The 15,280-nt window shown below is 69.3% G+C and carries 13 protein-coding genes; 6 read left to right on the forward strand and 7 right to left on the reverse strand.

Annotation, left to right across the window (positions count from 1 at the left end):
* Positions 1-11: 11 nt before the first annotated feature.
* The 6 genes from NI2_RS11270 to NI2_RS11295 form a co-directional block, all read right to left on the reverse strand.
* Positions 12-1,391, reverse strand: a complete 1,380-nt coding sequence (locus tag NI2_RS11270) for a hypothetical protein (RefSeq protein WP_067489339.1) — start codon at positions 1,389-1,391, stop codon at positions 12-14.
* Between the two features lie 15 nt (positions 1,392-1,406).
* Positions 1,407-2,225 carry an ABC transporter permease gene (locus NI2_RS11275; protein WP_067489342.1) on the reverse strand — a complete coding sequence of 273 codons (819 nt, stop codon included), beginning with the start codon at positions 2,223-2,225 and terminating at the stop codon, positions 1,407-1,409.
* Between the two features lie 23 nt (positions 2,226-2,248).
* Positions 2,249-3,202, reverse strand: a complete 954-nt coding sequence (locus tag NI2_RS11280; protein WP_067489345.1) for an ATP-binding cassette domain-containing protein — start codon at positions 3,200-3,202, stop codon at positions 2,249-2,251.
* Positions 3,199-4,455: a glycosyltransferase gene (locus NI2_RS11285; RefSeq protein ID WP_067489348.1), complete on the reverse strand. Its 1,257-nt coding sequence runs from the start codon at positions 4,453-4,455 to the stop codon at positions 3,199-3,201. Before NI2_RS11285 ends, NI2_RS11280 begins: the two co-directional genes overlap by 4 nt.
* A 1-nt stretch (position 4,456) precedes the next feature.
* Positions 4,457-5,881, reverse strand: coding sequence for a condensation domain-containing protein (locus NI2_RS11290; RefSeq protein ID WP_067489351.1), 1,425 nt, complete (start codon positions 5,879-5,881; stop codon positions 4,457-4,459).
* Between the two features lie 215 nt (positions 5,882-6,096).
* On the reverse strand, positions 6,097-6,786 hold the full coding sequence (locus NI2_RS11295) for a TVP38/TMEM64 family protein (protein WP_174552201.1): 690 nt from the start codon (positions 6,784-6,786) through the stop codon (positions 6,097-6,099).
* 119 nt (positions 6,787-6,905) lie between these two features.
* On the opposite strand from NI2_RS11295, the gene NI2_RS11300 reads away from it, so the two are divergent.
* The 6 genes from NI2_RS11300 to NI2_RS11325 all read left to right on the forward strand — a co-directional run bounded on the left by NI2_RS11300 (position 6,906) and on the right by NI2_RS11325 (position 13,705).
* Complete coding sequence (locus NI2_RS11300) at positions 6,906-8,777, forward strand: methylmalonyl-CoA mutase family protein (protein WP_067489354.1); 1,872 nt, start codon at positions 6,906-6,908, stop codon at positions 8,775-8,777.
* Positions 8,777-11,041: a methylmalonyl-CoA mutase gene (scpA, locus tag NI2_RS11305; protein WP_067489357.1), complete on the forward strand. Its 2,265-nt coding sequence runs from the start codon at positions 8,777-8,779 to the stop codon at positions 11,039-11,041. The genes NI2_RS11300 and scpA overlap by 1 nt, the downstream gene beginning before the upstream one ends.
* A gap of 175 nt (positions 11,042-11,216) precedes the next feature.
* Positions 11,217-12,266: a methylmalonyl Co-A mutase-associated GTPase MeaB gene (gene meaB / locus NI2_RS11310; RefSeq protein ID WP_371851974.1), complete on the forward strand. Its 1,050-nt coding sequence runs from the start codon at positions 11,217-11,219 to the stop codon at positions 12,264-12,266.
* 189 nt (positions 12,267-12,455) lie between these two features.
* Positions 12,456-12,770 (forward strand): hypothetical protein, encoded by a 315-nt coding sequence (locus NI2_RS11315; protein WP_067489360.1) that lies wholly within the window; start codon positions 12,456-12,458, stop codon positions 12,768-12,770.
* Between the two features lie 102 nt (positions 12,771-12,872).
* Positions 12,873-13,238 (forward strand): ArsR/SmtB family transcription factor, encoded by a 366-nt coding sequence (locus tag NI2_RS11320; RefSeq protein ID WP_067489363.1) that lies wholly within the window; start codon positions 12,873-12,875, stop codon positions 13,236-13,238.
* A complete protein-coding gene (locus NI2_RS11325) occupies positions 13,235-13,705 on the forward strand; it encodes an SRPBCC family protein (protein ID WP_067489366.1) in 471 nt (156 codons plus the stop codon). The genes NI2_RS11320 and NI2_RS11325 overlap by 4 nt, the downstream gene beginning before the upstream one ends.
* A gap of 2 nt (positions 13,706-13,707) precedes the next feature.
* Here the strand turns inward: NI2_RS11325 and NI2_RS11330 are convergent, their stop codons facing one another.
* Entirely contained in the window at positions 13,708-15,204 is a 1,497-nt protein-coding gene (locus tag NI2_RS11330) for a multicopper oxidase family protein (protein ID WP_067489369.1), read from the reverse strand.
* Positions 15,205-15,280: the final 76 nt, after the last annotated feature.

A 15,280-nucleotide genomic window follows, 5' to 3' on the forward strand; every position in this document is an offset into this window, starting at 1 on the left:
ACCCTTCCGGCTCACCAGAAGCGGGGTGTCAACGACCAATCGGCGAATTCGGCGGTGAGCAGCTCGCGCAGCGCGGCCCGGTTCGGGAAACGGTCCGGGTCGGCGCCGGTGACCACCAGGGTGACGGTGTCGTCGTCGCAGGAGAACGCCAGGTTCACGCCGACCTCCACCTGGCGGAACAACTCCACCGGGCCGGGATTCACCACCGGGCGCATGATCACATCGCGGGCGCGATGACCGTCGAGCACCGCGATGTTCTGCGCGGTGCGACCCATGTTGGTGCACAGGCATTCCGGTGCCTTGGCGGTGCGGGCGAACTTGTGCAGCACCACCTTCGGCAGCAGCATCTGCACCGGCTGCAGGTGTTGGATCGGCGGAATCGTCGCCGGATCGCGGTAGGCGAGGGCGGCGGCCTTGAGCGAGGCCCGCACCTCGGGCAGGTCGGTGCGGGTACCTGCGCGGTAGGCGACGCTGATCGGCAGGCCGGTGGTCGCGTTGGCGCGGGGGTCGTCGGCCTCCCGCATCGAGTGCGGAATGTCCACGCGCACTTTCGCTCCATCGGCGATGCGGCCACTGCGACCGAGCAGACCGACGGCGACGCCGATCAGCAGGCCGTTGGTTGTGCCGCCGTGCGCCGCGGCGACGGCGTCCCACTCGGCCAGGTCGAGCTGCACGATCGCGTCGGCGGCCTGCCAGGTGTCGGCATGCGGCAGCCGGGGCTGGGCCGGACGCGGATTACGGGCCGGTTCGCTCACACCACGCGCCCGTCGCGCCGCCCGCACACCTCGTGTCACCGCGCGCAGCTGGGCGCGTGCGTCGGCGAGGTCGGCGGCCAACCGGCCGGGCCCGGCGACCGGCCCGACCAGCCTGCCCGCGCTCGCGTCGCGGTCGGGCTGCTCACCGCGCCCGAGACGGTCGAGCGAGTCGACGATCGCGTGCATCATGCCGCCGCCGTCGCAGGCGACATGGGAGGCGACGAGGGTGACCACCGTGCCACCGGATTCGGTCGGGGCACCGGCCAGTTGCCACACCAGCCCCCGGGCCGGATCGAACTCCACCGCGGCCTGCTCGAGGAACCAGTCGAGTACCGCGTCGTCGGGAATCGGGGTGTCCGACCATCGCAGCGGCAGCGACTCGGTGGCGGGCTCCCAGTGGGCGCGCGCGATCGGGAAACGGGTGGTACGCACGCGGCGGGCGATGAAACCCGTGGCCAGATGAGCGTGCCAGCGCTGCAACGACTCCCGGCCGACGGCGGTGTCGAACCGGTAGGCCAGCTGGTTGACCAGGGCGTTGGGGTAGAGGCTGTGGAGTTTGAAGAACAGGTCGTCGTCGGCGGTGATCCGGTTGAGGCCGGTGGTGGCGACCGGTACGACGGGCGAGGTGACAGTCATCGGGGAATCTCCTGATCAGCGGGAACGCAGGGTGCGCACGGTGAGCGGCGCGAAAACGGCGACCACGACCACCGAGGCCACCAGTGACCACCAGGCGTCGGCGCCGATCGTGCCCTCGGCGGCCAGCGTCCGCACCGCCGACACCAGGTAGGACACCGGGTTCAGGTCCGAGACATGGCGCATCCAGGTGGGCATCGCCTCCTCGGGCACCAACGCGTTGGACGCGAAACCGAGGAAGGTGAGCACGAGCATGCACATGCCCTGCACGGCGGCCGGGCGGGCGATGGTCGCGCCGATGAAGGCGAACAACCAGCTGATGGCGGTGGTGGCGAAGACGACGAGCACCGCGCCCGCGAGGAAACCGGCTGTGTGCTCGGGCCGGTAGCCCATGGCCGATCCCACGACCACGACCGTCGTCGCGGCCAGCAGATAGCGCACCATGCCTGCCAGCAATGCGCCCGCAACCGGTGCCGAGCGGGCGATCGGCATGGCGACGAACCGGTCGAACACCCCCGAATGGATGTCCTCGGACAGCTGCACACCCGTGGCCACCGAGGAGGTGAGCACGATCTGCACCAGCACACCCGGAATCATGATCGGCAGATACGCCGCCATACTGCCCGCGATGGCGGTGCCGAAGATATTGCCGAACAGCACCGGCCCCACGATCGGCAACAGCAGTGCGTCGTAGAGCAATTGCGGGCTGTGCCGGAAGGTCAGCAGCCCACGCCACGCCATCATCAGCGAATGCTGCAGCGCGGCGAATGGGCTCACCCTGGTGACGCGCGGCGCGCGCACGACCTGGGTGGTCGTCTTCTCGGTGGTGAGAGTCATTGCGGTGCTTTCACGAAGGGCGGTCATGCCGCGTCGGCGGAGGTCGCGTGGCCGGTCAACGACAGGAACACCTCGTTGAGGTCGGGACGGTCGACGGCGAATCCCCGCAGCTCGATGCCCGCGGCGCGGCAGGCGGCGACGATGTCGGCGCCCGTTCCCACCTCCGGCAGGGCGACGGTGAGCGTCCCGGCGGAGGATCCCTCGGGCACCTCGCCGGTGAGCTCGCAGATCAGCGCCTCGGCCCGGCGCAGGTCGGCGGTGTCGGGGATGTCGAGGCGCAGTACCTGCTCGCCGATGGACGACTTCAGTTCGGCCGCAGTGCCTTGCGCGACGAGGCTGCCCCGATCGATCACCGCGATCCGGTCGGCCAGCGCGTCGGCCTCCTCCAAGTACTGGGTGGTCAGCAGGACGGTCGCGCCACGCTCGACCAGCCCGCGCACGATGCCCCACATCCGGTCACGGGTGTGCGGGTCCAGGCCCGTGGTCGGCTCGTCGAGGAAGATCAGCGGCGGCACGGTGATGAGCGTGGCCGCCAGATCCAGGCGTCGGCGCATCCCACCGGAGAACGCGCTGACGCTGCGCCGCGCCACCGCCGACAACTCGAACTCCTCGAGCAACTCGTCGGCCCGAGCGGTGGCGGCCCGCCGCGACAATCCGAGCAGCCGGCCGAACAGGCGCAGATTCTCGGCGGCGGTGAGGGTTTCGTCGACGGAGGCGTACTGGCCGGTGAGCCCGATCATCGACCGGACGGCCGTGGCATCGCGCACCACGTCGTAGCCGAACACTTCGGCGCTGCCACGATCGGGACGCAACAGGGTGGCCAGCATGCGCACCGTGGTGGTCTTGCCCGCCCCGTTGGGGCCGAGCATGGCGAACACCGATCCGGCCGCGATGCTGAGATCGATGGCGCCCACGGCGGTGAAATCGCCGTAGGACTTGCCGAGACCGCTGGTGCGGACGGCGATGTCGGTGCTCACTGCGGCCTCCCGGCGTGGTCGAATTGGGGTGTCGGAACAGGCAGGGGGACAAGGGCTTCCACCTCGTCGGCGGCGCGGGCCAGGCCGTCGTCACGGAAGCCGACCGCGTACGCGGCGGCCCTGGCCACCACCTGCGGTTCGGCGACCGCGTCGAGCAACGCGTCGAGGCGATCGGCGTCCAATGCGGCGGCGCGGGTCGTCGCGGCGAGGCCGAGCCGCGACAGCGCCGTCCCCCAGTACGGTTGATCGGCTTGGATCGCGCAGATGACCTGCGGCACACCGGCTCTCAGAGCGGCAGCGGTCGTCCCGGCGCCGCCGTGGTGCACGGCCGCCAGGCAGCGCGGGAACACCGTCGCGTGGTCGACCTGCTCGACGACAGCCACCTCGGGCGATAGCTCCGGCTCGATCCCGGCCCAGCCCGCCGCGAGCAGCAGTCGCCGCCCGCGCCGCGCGCACACGGTGCGCAGCATGCGGACCAGAGCGGCGGGATCATCGACGGTCATCGACCCGAAACCGACATAGATCGGGGCGGGTCCCGCCACCAGCCAGGCCGCCAGCGCGGGATCGGCTGGGGCACCGAGGAATCCGTCGCTGTCCACGATGAAGCCGGTGACCGGATGCCGTTCGGGCAGCTCGGCCGCCAGCCCGGGAAACAGGTCGGTGTCGTAGGCCTGGACCGACATTCGATCGGGCAGCGGATGTTCGACGATCCCGGACTCGGACAGCGGCTCGGCCAGGGCGGCGTCACGCGCCCACCGCAGACCCGACCAGATCCGGCGGTTGAGCGCACCGGGCACCCGCCGCCCCCAGCCGGTCGGCACCACCGGCACCGACCGGCTGGGGTGGATCGGGAAGAAATGCACTGCCGCCAACGGCAACCCGACGTGCCGTGCCGCCTTCTCCGCCGCCTCCTCGCCCGCCATGCCGGTGACGAGCACGTCGTGCCCCGGGGCGAGCGCGAGCAGGTCGCGCACCGCCTCGGCGACACCGCGTCGCTGCAGATCCAGCACCGCGCGCATCCGCTGACGCGGACTGGCGCTACGGAAGCGCCGGTCGGCGTGCTGGGTGCGCAGCAGCTCGGCGCTGTCGCACCCGAACCCGACCGCCGCGATGCCGTGGCCGGTGGCGAACTCGACGAGATTGGGCGACAGCGCGAGCGTCACCGCGTGCCCGCGAGCGATGAGCTCGCGGGCGAGCAGGATGCCGGGCTGGGCATCGCCCCTGCTTCCGGTGAAGGCCAGCAGCGCACGCATTTCAGCTCGCGCTCAATGCCGCCGGCACGTCGGCGACCGGGGCGGCCGCGGCGGGCGCGGCGATCGTGGTCACCGCGTACATGGCCCGGGCGAATTCGGTGAGGTAGCGGTCCATCACCTCCGCGGGCAGACCCGCCGGATACCGGGTGGAGACATAGAGGCCCTCGGGGCCGCGCACCACCCAGAAGTACACCTCCTCGGTCGAGTACGACACCGCGCGCAGGGTCCGTCCGCGCAGGTCGGCGACGAGTTCGTAGTCGGGCAGCATCCGGATGTCGAGGAACGACGCGCCGAAGGTCGGGCCTTCCATCGCACCGACCATGGCCAGCGAGCGACCCCACGAGGCGTCGTTGCAGATATGGGCGCGTTTGAGCGAGGCCCGGGTGGCGGTGAGCGCGGCGGCCATGTCGGCGCCCGAGGGCAGGGTGATGTCGACGGGCACGACATTGACGAACCAGCCCATCGACTCGAGCCAGGTCAGGTCGGGCCGGGTGGCGATCGGCATCACCGTGCGGAACCGGTCCTGGCCGAACACCTCTCGCCAGGCCACGGCAAGCGCGGCGAACACCGTGACCGACAGCCGGTGCTTGAGCTGATCGAGCCGAGCCTCCACCTCCTCGAGTTCGGCGATGGTCAGCAGGGTGCGCGACACGCTCGGCTGGGCGTGCTCACCGTCGAGTTCGGCCACCATGCCCGCGCCGAAACGGGGCATCGGGGAACCGGGGGCACCGAGAAAATCCCGCCACACTGCCACGGCGGGGGAGTCGGGGGTGAGTTCCTCGGCGGCGGCGCGCTCGATGGCGGCGAAATCGGCGGGGCTGCCGAACGTCGAGGAGTCGCGGATCTCGCCGCCGGTGGTGACGGCGGTGTAGAGGGTGCGCAGTTCCAGGATCAGCACGGCCTGGGAGTAGGCGTCGAGTACGGAGTGGTCGGCGCCGACCAGCACGGTGAAGTCGTCGGTGTCGTGGGCGACCGTCGCGACCAGCAGGTGCGGCCACACCAGTGCCGAGAGCCGCAATTCCAGGACATCGCAGAGGAATTCGTTGATCTGTTCACCGTCGGTGAGATCGGCGACCGGGGCTGAGGTGACGCGCACGGTGCCGGGTGCGGTGGTGATGCGGTGGTAGTCGCCGTCACCGGTGGGTGCGACCGTGGTGCGGAAACCCTCGTGACGGTCGTGCCACAACTCGAGGGTCCGTGCCCAGGCTCGCTCGTCGAGCGGGGCGTCCATCTCGAAGATGGTGCCGATCCAGCGGCCACGGCCGGGCTGCGGGTCGTCGGGGTCGAGGAAACCGAGGTACTGGGCGTGGACGCTGGCCAGCGGCCGTTCGTCGTCGTGCCAGGAGTCGGGCGAGATCAGCTCAGGGGTCCAGATCGACAGATCGCCGGATCGGATGCGGAAATCGGAGAGATGGGTGTATTCCATGCCGGGTCACCTCATGGTGGAAGAACGTGCCGAGAACGGCGGTGAATGGAAGCGGTGAAGACGGGACGCGACACCGGGTGTTGCTCTGGATCCCGCACCGGATGTAGCTGGCGAACCCTGGGCTATCCGGAGTCTATAACTCTGTGAGAATTCTGAAAGATGGCTTAGTCACAACTTCCAGATGTGAAGAAGATCACTTTCTCAATTGTGATCGATCACCGACGCGACGCCATGCCCCTGGAGTAGGGGGCATCGGTTTCCGGGGCAACGACCGGCATCCGGGCATCGACGATCAGACCGAGCAATCCGAAGGCGAGACACACCAGCGACACCGCGATCGCGACCGGGTGCGTACCGCCGGTCAGCGCGTCGGCCAGCACGACCGTCGCGATGGTCCCCGGCGCCGAGCCGACCACCGTCGCGAGCAGGTACGGGGCGAAGCACACCGACGACAACCCGCAGCAGTAGTTCACGACCGAGAACGGCGCGAACGCGATGAGCCGCAGCGCGGCCACCGCGAGCCAGCCGCGCTGCGCCAGCCGCAGGTCGACCGCCCGCACCGCCGGATGGGTGAGGTGCTCGGCGACTCGCGCCCGGCCGATCGCCCGCACTCCGAGCAGGGCGAGACCGGCGCTCACGCCCGTGGCACCGAGGGCGATGACCGACCCGAGCAGCGGACCGAACAGCACCCCACTGGTGACTGTCAGTACGGTGCGCGGTACCGGCGCGACCGCGACGAGGGAGTAGAAGAGGAAGAACAGCAGGGGAAGCAGCGGTCCCACGCCGCCTGCCCAGTCCCTGACCTGCTGTGGGCCGGGCAGCGGAACCAGCATCGCCACCACGAACAGGGCCGCCGACCCGGCCAGGGTCAGCAGCAGTCGGGGGGAGCGGATCAGCTGGAGCACCGCGACAGCGTACCGGTCGGTAGGGGATGGCCCCAGTGGGTGGACACGATGTCACAGATAGCATCGGAGGCGAACCGGACACATCCCGGTTCGCCGTGACGGAGGAGAGAACAGCAGCTATGCCGATTGGTTCAGAGGCAGGGGCAGGTCTCGCACCGGATCCGGTGCCCGAGTACGCCGCCTGGCGCAAGGGTGTGGCAGGCGTGCTGGCCAAGGCGCGACGGGTCGATATCGCCGAGCTGCCCACCGAGCCCGAGCATCTGCTCGACGAGACCACCTATGACGGGCTCACCATCGCCCCGCTCTACACCCGCCGCGACGAGCTGCCCGAGCAGCCGCTGCCCGGCACGTTCCCGTTCGTGCGCGGCGGCGACGCCACCCGCGACCCGCAGCGCGGCTGGTTCGTCGGCGCCTTCGCCGGTTCGGCCGACGCCGCGAGCACCAACCGTGCCGTCCTCACCGGGCTCGAGAACGGCGTCAGCGCGGTCTCGCTCGGGGTCGGCGACCACGGCGTGCCGGTGACGCAGATCGCGACCGCCCTGTCCGGGGTGCTGTTCGAACTCGCGCCGCTGTCGCTGGTCGCGGGTGCCGAGGTGAGCGCGGCCGCCGAGCAGGTGTTCGAGGTGCTCGACGGCTACCAGCTCGAGGACCGCACCCAGATCCGGGTCGGCCTGGGCGCCGCGCCGCTCACCGATGCCTTCGCCGGTCACGCCGACCTCGATGTCGAGCAGGCCGTCGCGCTGGCTCGTCGCGCGATCGCGCGTCCCGAAGCGGTGCGCGCGATCACCGTCGACGGCACCGCCTTCCACAACGCCGGTGCCGCCGACGCGCAGGAGCTCGGCGCCTCGATCGCCGCCGGTCTGGCCTACCTGCGCGCACTGACCGGTGCGGGCGTCGACATCGCCGACGCGTTCGGTCAGCTCGAGTTCCGCTACGCGGCCACCGACGACCAGTTCGCCACCATCGTGAAGTTCCGCGCCGCCCGCCGTCTCTGGGCGCGCGTGGCCCAGGTGTGCGGTGCGCCCGCTTTCGGTGCCGCCCCGCAGCACGCGGTCACCTCCTCGGCCATGATGACCCAGCGCGATCCGTGGGTGAACCTGCTCCGCACCACCCTCGCCGCGTTCGGTGCCGGTGTCGGCGGGGCCGATTCGGTCACCGTGCAGCCGTTCGACTCCGCCCTGCCCGCGGGCGAACTCGGTGTGTCACAGTCGTTCTCGGAGCGCATGGCCCGCAATATCCAGCTGCTGCTGCTCGAGGAATCCCACCTGGGTCATGTGCAGGATCCCGGTGCCGGTTCGTGGTACGTCGAGTCCCTCACCGACGAACTCGCCGCCAAGGCCTGGGAATTCATGCAGGAGATCGAGTCCGCCGGTGGTTACCCGGCCGCGCTCGACACCGGCCTGATCGCCGCGCGCGTCGCCGAGACCGCCACCGCGCGCGCCGCCGACATCGCGCATCGCAAGACCGCCGTCACCGGTGTCAACGAGTTCCCGAACCTCGCCGAGGCGCCGCTGTCGGAGCAGGCGCGCGAACAGGCGTCGCTGGTGCGCTACGGTGCCGCGTTCGAGGCCCTGCGCAACCGCTCGGACGCCTACCTCGCGGTGAACGGTGAGCGGCCCAAGGCGCTGATCGTGGCGCTCGGCCCGGTGGCCGAACACAACGCGCGCACCATCTTCACCGCGAACGTGCTTGCCTCCGGTGGCATCGAGTCGGTGAACCCCGGACCGCTCGCTGTCGACGGAATCGCCGCCGCCGCAGCCGGTTCCGGTGCGCGCATCGCGGTGCTGTGCGGCGCGGACAAGCGCTACGGCGAGGAAGCGGGCGCGGCGGTCGAGGCGCTGCGCGGCGCCGGGATCGAGACGGTGCTGCTGGCCGGGCCGGAGAAGGCCGTCGAGCATTACAGCGGAACGCAGCGTCCGGACGGATTCCTGAGTCTGCGCATCGACGCGGTCGCGGTCCTGTCGCAGCTGCTGGAGAAGGTGGGAGCCTGATGACCACATCCGATATCGAGCACCGCATCGGCAGTTTCGCCGAGGTGCCGCTCACCGAGCGGGCGTCCGAGCCCGCCGCCGTGGACGCGGATCAGGTGCGGGAGTTCGTGGCCGAGGCGGCCGCGGCCAACCACACCACCGCCGACCAGCTCACCTGGGCCACCCCGGAGGGCATCGACGTGCCGCCGGTGTTCACCAAGGCCGACCGTGATGCCGTTGTCGCAGAGGGCTATCCGCTCGACACGGTGCCCGGCGTCGCACCGTTCCTGCGTGGTCCCTACCCGACCATGTACGTGAACCAGCCGTGGACGATCCGCCAGTACGCGGGGTTCTCCACGGCCGCCGACTCCAACGCCTTCTACCGCCGCAACCTGCAGGCGGGTCAGAAGGGTCTGTCGGTGGCCTTCGACCTGGCCACCCACCGTGGGTACGACTCCGACCACCCGCGCGTCCAAGGTGACGTCGGCATGGCCGGTGTGGCGATCGACTCGATCCTGGACATGCGCCAGCTCTTCGACCAGATCCCGCTGGACCAGGTGTCGGTCTCGATGACCATGAACGGCGCGGTGCTGCCGATCCTGGCGCTCTACGTCGTCGCCGCCGAGGAACAGGGTGTCACGCCCGAGCAGCTGGCCGGAACCATTCAGAACGACATTCTGAAAGAGTTCATGGTCCGCAACACCTACATCTACCCGCCCAAGCCCTCGATGCGGATCATCTCCGACATCTTCGCCTTCACCAGCGCGAAGATGCCGAAGTTCAACTCGATCTCGATCTCCGGATACCACATCCAAGAGGCCGGTGCGACAGCCGATCTCGAGCTGGCCTACACCCTGGCCGACGGCGTGGAGTACATCCGAGCGGGCATCGCCGCGGGCATGGACGTCGACAAGTTCGCCCCGCGCCTGTCCTTCTTCTGGGCCATCGGCATGAACTTCTTCATGGAGGTCGCCAAGCTGCGCGCCGGACGCCTGCTGTGGAGCGAGCTGGTCTCGAAGTTCGAGCCCAAGAGCGCGAAATCGCTGTCGCTGCGCACCCATTCGCAGACCTCCGGCTGGTCGCTGACCGCCCAGGACGCCTACAACAATGTGGCGCGCACCTGCATCGAGGCGATGGCCGCCACCCAGGGCCATACCCAGTCGCTGCACACCAACGCCCTCGACGAAGCCCTCGCGCTGCCGACGGACTTCTCCGCCCGCATCGCCCGCAACACCCAGCTGCTGATCCAGCAGGAGTCCAACACCACCCGCCCGATCGACCCGTGGGGTGGCTCGTACTACGTCGAGTGGCTCACCCACCAGCTCGCCGAGCGGGCCCGCGCCCACATCGCCGAGGTGGAGGCCCACGGCGGCATGGCACAGGCGATTTCGGAAGGCATTCCGAAGCTGCGCATCGAGGAGGCCGCCGCCCGCACCCAGGCGCGGATCGACACCGGGCAGCAGCCGGTGATCGGCGTCAACAAGTACCAGGTCGAAGAGGACCACGAGGTCGAGGTCCTCAAGGTCGAGAACTCGCGGGTGCGCGCCGAGCAGGTCGAGAAGCTGGAACGCCTTCGTGCCGAACGTGATTCGGTCGCGGTCGAGCAGGCGCTGGCCGAATTGACCCGGGCGGCAGCCTCTTCCGAGGGCGGCATGGAGAACAACCTCCTCGCGCTGGCCATCGACGCGGCCCGCGCCAAGGCCACTGTCGGTGAGATCTCCGACGCGCTGGAGAAGGTGTACGGCCGCCATCAGGCCGAGATCCGTACCCTGTCCGGTGTGTACCGTGACGAAGCAGGCAAGGCATCCAACATCGGTGCCGCCATCGCGCTGGTCGAGGAGTTCGCCGAGGCCGAGGGCCGCCGCCCCCGCATCCTGGTCGCCAAGATGGGCCAGGACGGGCACGACCGTGGCCAGAAGGTGATCGCGACCGCCTTCGCCGACCTCGGCATGGACGTCGATGTGGGCCCGCTGTTCCAGACCCCCGAAGAGGTGGCGCGCCAGGCGGCCGACAACGACGTGCACATCGTCGGTGTCTCCTCGCTGGCCGCGGGTCACCTCACGCTGGTGCCCGCCCTGCGGCAGGCACTGGCCTCGGTCGGTCGCCCCGACATCATGGTCATCGTCGGCGGCGTCATCCCGCCCGGTGACTTCGACGAGCTCTACGAAGCGGGCGCGGCGGCGATCTTCCCGCCCGGCACCGTCATCGCCGACGCGGCGATCGACCTGCTGCGCAAGCTCGGTGCCTCGCTCGGCCACGAGCTCGGGGGCGACACCCCGGCATGATGTGGCCGGCCCGCTGCGCCAGGGACCAATGTGCCTGCGGCGCAGCGGGTTCGGGCCTGCCTGTGTGGGTGGGTGACGGGCACACGGTGGAGGCACCGGGTCGGCGGCAACGCGGACCGGTGCCGGTCGGAGGGACACGGACATGAACGAGGCCGCACAGGGCGGGCATCCCCGCCTGGGCACCACGGCGGGTGTCGGGGCGCCCCGCAACGGCGAACGAGCCGTGGCGCGGACACCGCGCACCATCGACGTCGACGCGCTCGCCGACGGTATCGGCGCCGGTCAGCGGGCCGCGCTGGCCCGGGCGATCACGCTGGTCGAGTCGACCAGGTCCGATCACCGCCGACTCGCCCAGCAGCTGCTGCTGCGGGTGAGCGGGGAACCCGGTGCGGTGGTGTCGAACCGGGTCGGGATCACCGGCGTTCCGGGCGTCGGCAAGTCGACGTTCATCGACGCGCTCGGCATGTACCTGCTCGGCAAAGGGCATCGGGTCGCGGTGCTGGCCGTCGACCCGTCCTCGACCCGCACCGGTGGGTCGATCCTCGGCGACAAGACCCGGATGGCGCGGCTGTCCCTGGAAGCCGACGCGTTCATCCGGCCCTCGCCCACCGCGGGCACGCTCGGCGGCGTGGCCAAGGCCACCCGCGAGACCATCGTGCTGCTCGAGGCGGCCGGGTACGACGTGATCCTGGTGGAAACCGTCGGCGTCGGGCAGTCCGAGGTGACCGTCGCCAATATGGTCGACGTGTTCTGCTTCCTCACCCTGGCCCGTACCGGAGATCAGTTGCAGGGCATCAAGAAGGGTGTGCTCGAGCTGGCCGAGGTGGTGGCGGTCAACAAGGCCGACGGCAAGCACGAGATGGAAGCCAAGAGCGCCGCCCGCGAACTCTCGGGCGCGCTGCGGCTGATCCACCCGCACGACGCCCTGTGGAAACCGCCGGTGCTCACCATGAGTGGGCTGGAAGGTCTCGGCCTGGACAAGTTCTGGGACACCGTGCTCGAACATCGGCGGGTGCTCACCGAGGCGGGGGAGTTCGCCGAGAAGCGCCGTCGCCAGCAGGTCGACTGGACCTGGACCATGGTGCACGACCAGATCCTGCGCCGTCTGACCGAGAATCCGCGCGTGAAAGAGGTTCGCGCGCAGGTGGAGTCGGCTGTTCGCGCCGGGGAGCTCACCCCCGCTCTCGCCGCCGAGGAGATTCTGGCGGCATTCGACCGGAATTGACGATCGCCCCGCGATAGCTGTCCATGGTAAGGCTTGCCTATCGCGGCGGTGTCCGCTGGAGTTCATGGGGTTTCACCTCGAAGTTCGCGGATGATATTCCGTTGCCACGCCATTCGCCAGCTGTTGTCTGCGACGATTTCCGTGGATGCTGGAAGGTAGACGCCGCAAGCGACTGCCGAGGAGGTAGTGATGGCGATCTACCGCACGAATCGGATCATGGGTAGCGACAAGACCCCCGAACAGGCGGTTCTCGGGGGAGACGGCCGGTGGCGGCTCACCTGGTTGCCCGAATTCGGTCTCACGACCGATCAGGCGATATCGGGACTGCGCCTTGACGAGATTCTCAGCGACCCCGACCTGGTCTACGACCGGATGGCGCTGGCAGAGGCCACCACTTGCGCCGATCGCATCGGCATCATCCTCGAGCTCGCGATGGTGCGCCTGTGGAAGCGACTGAACAGCGGGATCGCACTCTGTGGGCTCTTCATGGCCCGACTCGCCTGACCTGGCTCGACAAGGGTCTTCCGGAACCCACCGCGCGGACCGCGGTGGGTTTTTCTTGTCCAGGGGTTGCGCGAGGGGACGTCTGTGTGAATACTAAGGCATGTGCCTAAGTATTCGAGCGGTGAAGCGGACGGGAGACTCGACGATGTCTTCCGGGCGCTCATGGATCCGACTCGGCGGGCGATCGTCGAACGGCTGACGCGGGGACCCGCGTCGGTCTCCGAACTCGCGGCGCCTTTCGACGTCGCGATGCCGACGATCGTGCAGCACCTCAAAGCCCTGGAAGCGGGGCGGATCGTCGCCTCGGCCAAGGTCGGGCGCGTGCGCACCTACCAGTTGGTTCCCGGCGCCTTCGGGCCCGCGATCGACTGGCTGGGGCGCCAGCGTCCACCCGCCGAACGGCAGCTCGACCGGCTGACCGCATTGCTCACCGAAACAGCGAAATCCTCAGAAGGAGAACAACAATGAACACCGTGACCCGTTCCGTCAAGCACGCCCAGTTCACCATCGAGCGGGAGGTGCCCGTCGCGCCGTCCGTCGCCTTCCAGGCCTTCGCCGACCCCGCGATCAAGAGCCGCTGGTTCGGTGGCGAGGAAGGCTGGGAGCAGGGTGAGGTCTCCATGGACTTCCGGGTCGGCGGCCAGGAGGTCAACGAGGGCACCTTCGAAGGGAAGATGACCTCCCGCTTCGTCGCCACCTACACCGACATCGTCGACGACGAACGCCTCGTCTACACCTACGACATGTGGATCAACGGCGACCACATCTCCACCTCGGTCGCCACCTGGGAATTCGAGCCGACCAGCACCGGCACCAAGCTGACCCTCGTCGAATTCGGCGCCCACCTGGACGGATTCGATACCGGCGCCCAGCGTGAAGAGGGCACTCGCGAACTGGTCGAGAACCTCGCCCGCTACCTCGCCACTGCGGCCTAGGTTCAGTGATGCCCCTTCGCGCCCATGTCCATGGCCATCGGCGCGGGCCGCTGTCCCGGGGCGAGGACCAGGAACTGACCCATCATCCCCTGATCCTCGTGGTGGAGCAGGTGGCAGTGGAACATGTACGGGTAGGTGGGGTCGGTGTGGTCGGCGAAGCGCATGGCCAGGGTGTAGGTCGAGCCGGAGCTGGTGTAGACGGTGTCCTTCCAGCCGGATAGCGCTGGGGGAGGGGCCTTTCCGTCGACGGTGAGGATCTGGAACTGCACGTCGTGGACGTGGAAGTTGTGCGGCCAGTTGTCCTTGTTGCGCACCGACCAGACCTCGGTGGTGTCCACGGGGATGGTCATGTCGATGCGGTTCATATCCATGCGCCGGTTGTTGATCATGAACCACTGCAGGTCGAAGGACCGTGTCGCCGGGGTCGTCGCGGCGGCGAGTGCGGTCATCGGGATCAAAGACGCGGGTAGCGGCGCGCTGGGGCGCAGGGTTTCGGCGGCCTGGAGGGCGAGGATGTCGAAAGTGTCGTCGAAGCCGAACTCGGCGGCACGGTCGATGCCCGCGCGGTCGGTGATCGGCAGCGACCGCAGCGTGGTGTTCTCGCCGGGTCGCAGCGCGATCACGATCTCGGCGCGCTCGCCGGGGCTGAGCTGGAGCTGTTCGAGCGCAACAGGTTTCGGTAGCAGGCCGCCATCGGTGCCGGTCAGGTGGAAAGCCCGGCCGTCGGCGAGGGCGAGGTTGTAGAGCCGGCCCGAGGAGCCGTTGAGGACGCGCAAACGCACCCGTTCGGTGGTGACCCGCAGGTGCGCGCCCGCGATGCCGTTGGTGACGATGGTGTCGCCCAGCAGGCCCACATCGGTGGGATCGGACTCGTCCACCGCGCCGTCGGCGGTGAACCGGCGGTCCTGGATCACCAGCGGAATATCGTCCACCCCATACTCTTTCGGTAGGGGCAGGGCATCGGCGGCATCGTCATCGATGAGGAAGAAGCCGGACAGACCACGGTGCACATGCTTTTCCGTCGCACCGTGCGGATGCGGGTGATACCAGAGGGTCGCGGCCTGCTGCTGCACCGTCCAGCTCGGCGTCCACACCGCGCCCGGCGCGATCATCTGATGCGGTCCACCGTCGAACTTCGCGGGCAGGTGCATGCCGTGCCAATGCACCGACGTCGCCTCGGGCAGGGCATTGCTGATCGCCAACTCGACCCGCTCACCCCGCCGCGCTCGCACCGTCGGGCCGAGCACCGACCCGCTGTAACCCCAGGTCGGCGTCGAGACCCCGCGCAACATCTCGCTCGAGCCCGCCTGGGCGCGCAGGGTGAACCGCCGGACACCGTCGGCACCGACGGACGACGGCGCGAGCGACGGGATCGGCAGCGGACGAGTGCCGTTGGCGGCCGAAACGGACGGCCGAACCGAACACCCGGCCGCATACACGACCGGGGCAAGAGCCAAGCCGGCGAGGAATCCTCGTCGCGAAACCACAGGCAACTCCATCTCTGAGGGGGAACCCCAGCTTCGCTCGGTTCCTTCGCGCCCGGCTCAGCCCACCGGCCCGACTACCGCCCGGAAT

Source organism: Nocardia ignorata NBRC 108230 (genome assembly GCF_001612905.1).
Classification (GTDB): Bacteria; Actinomycetota; Actinomycetes; order Mycobacteriales; family Mycobacteriaceae; genus Nocardia; species Nocardia ignorata.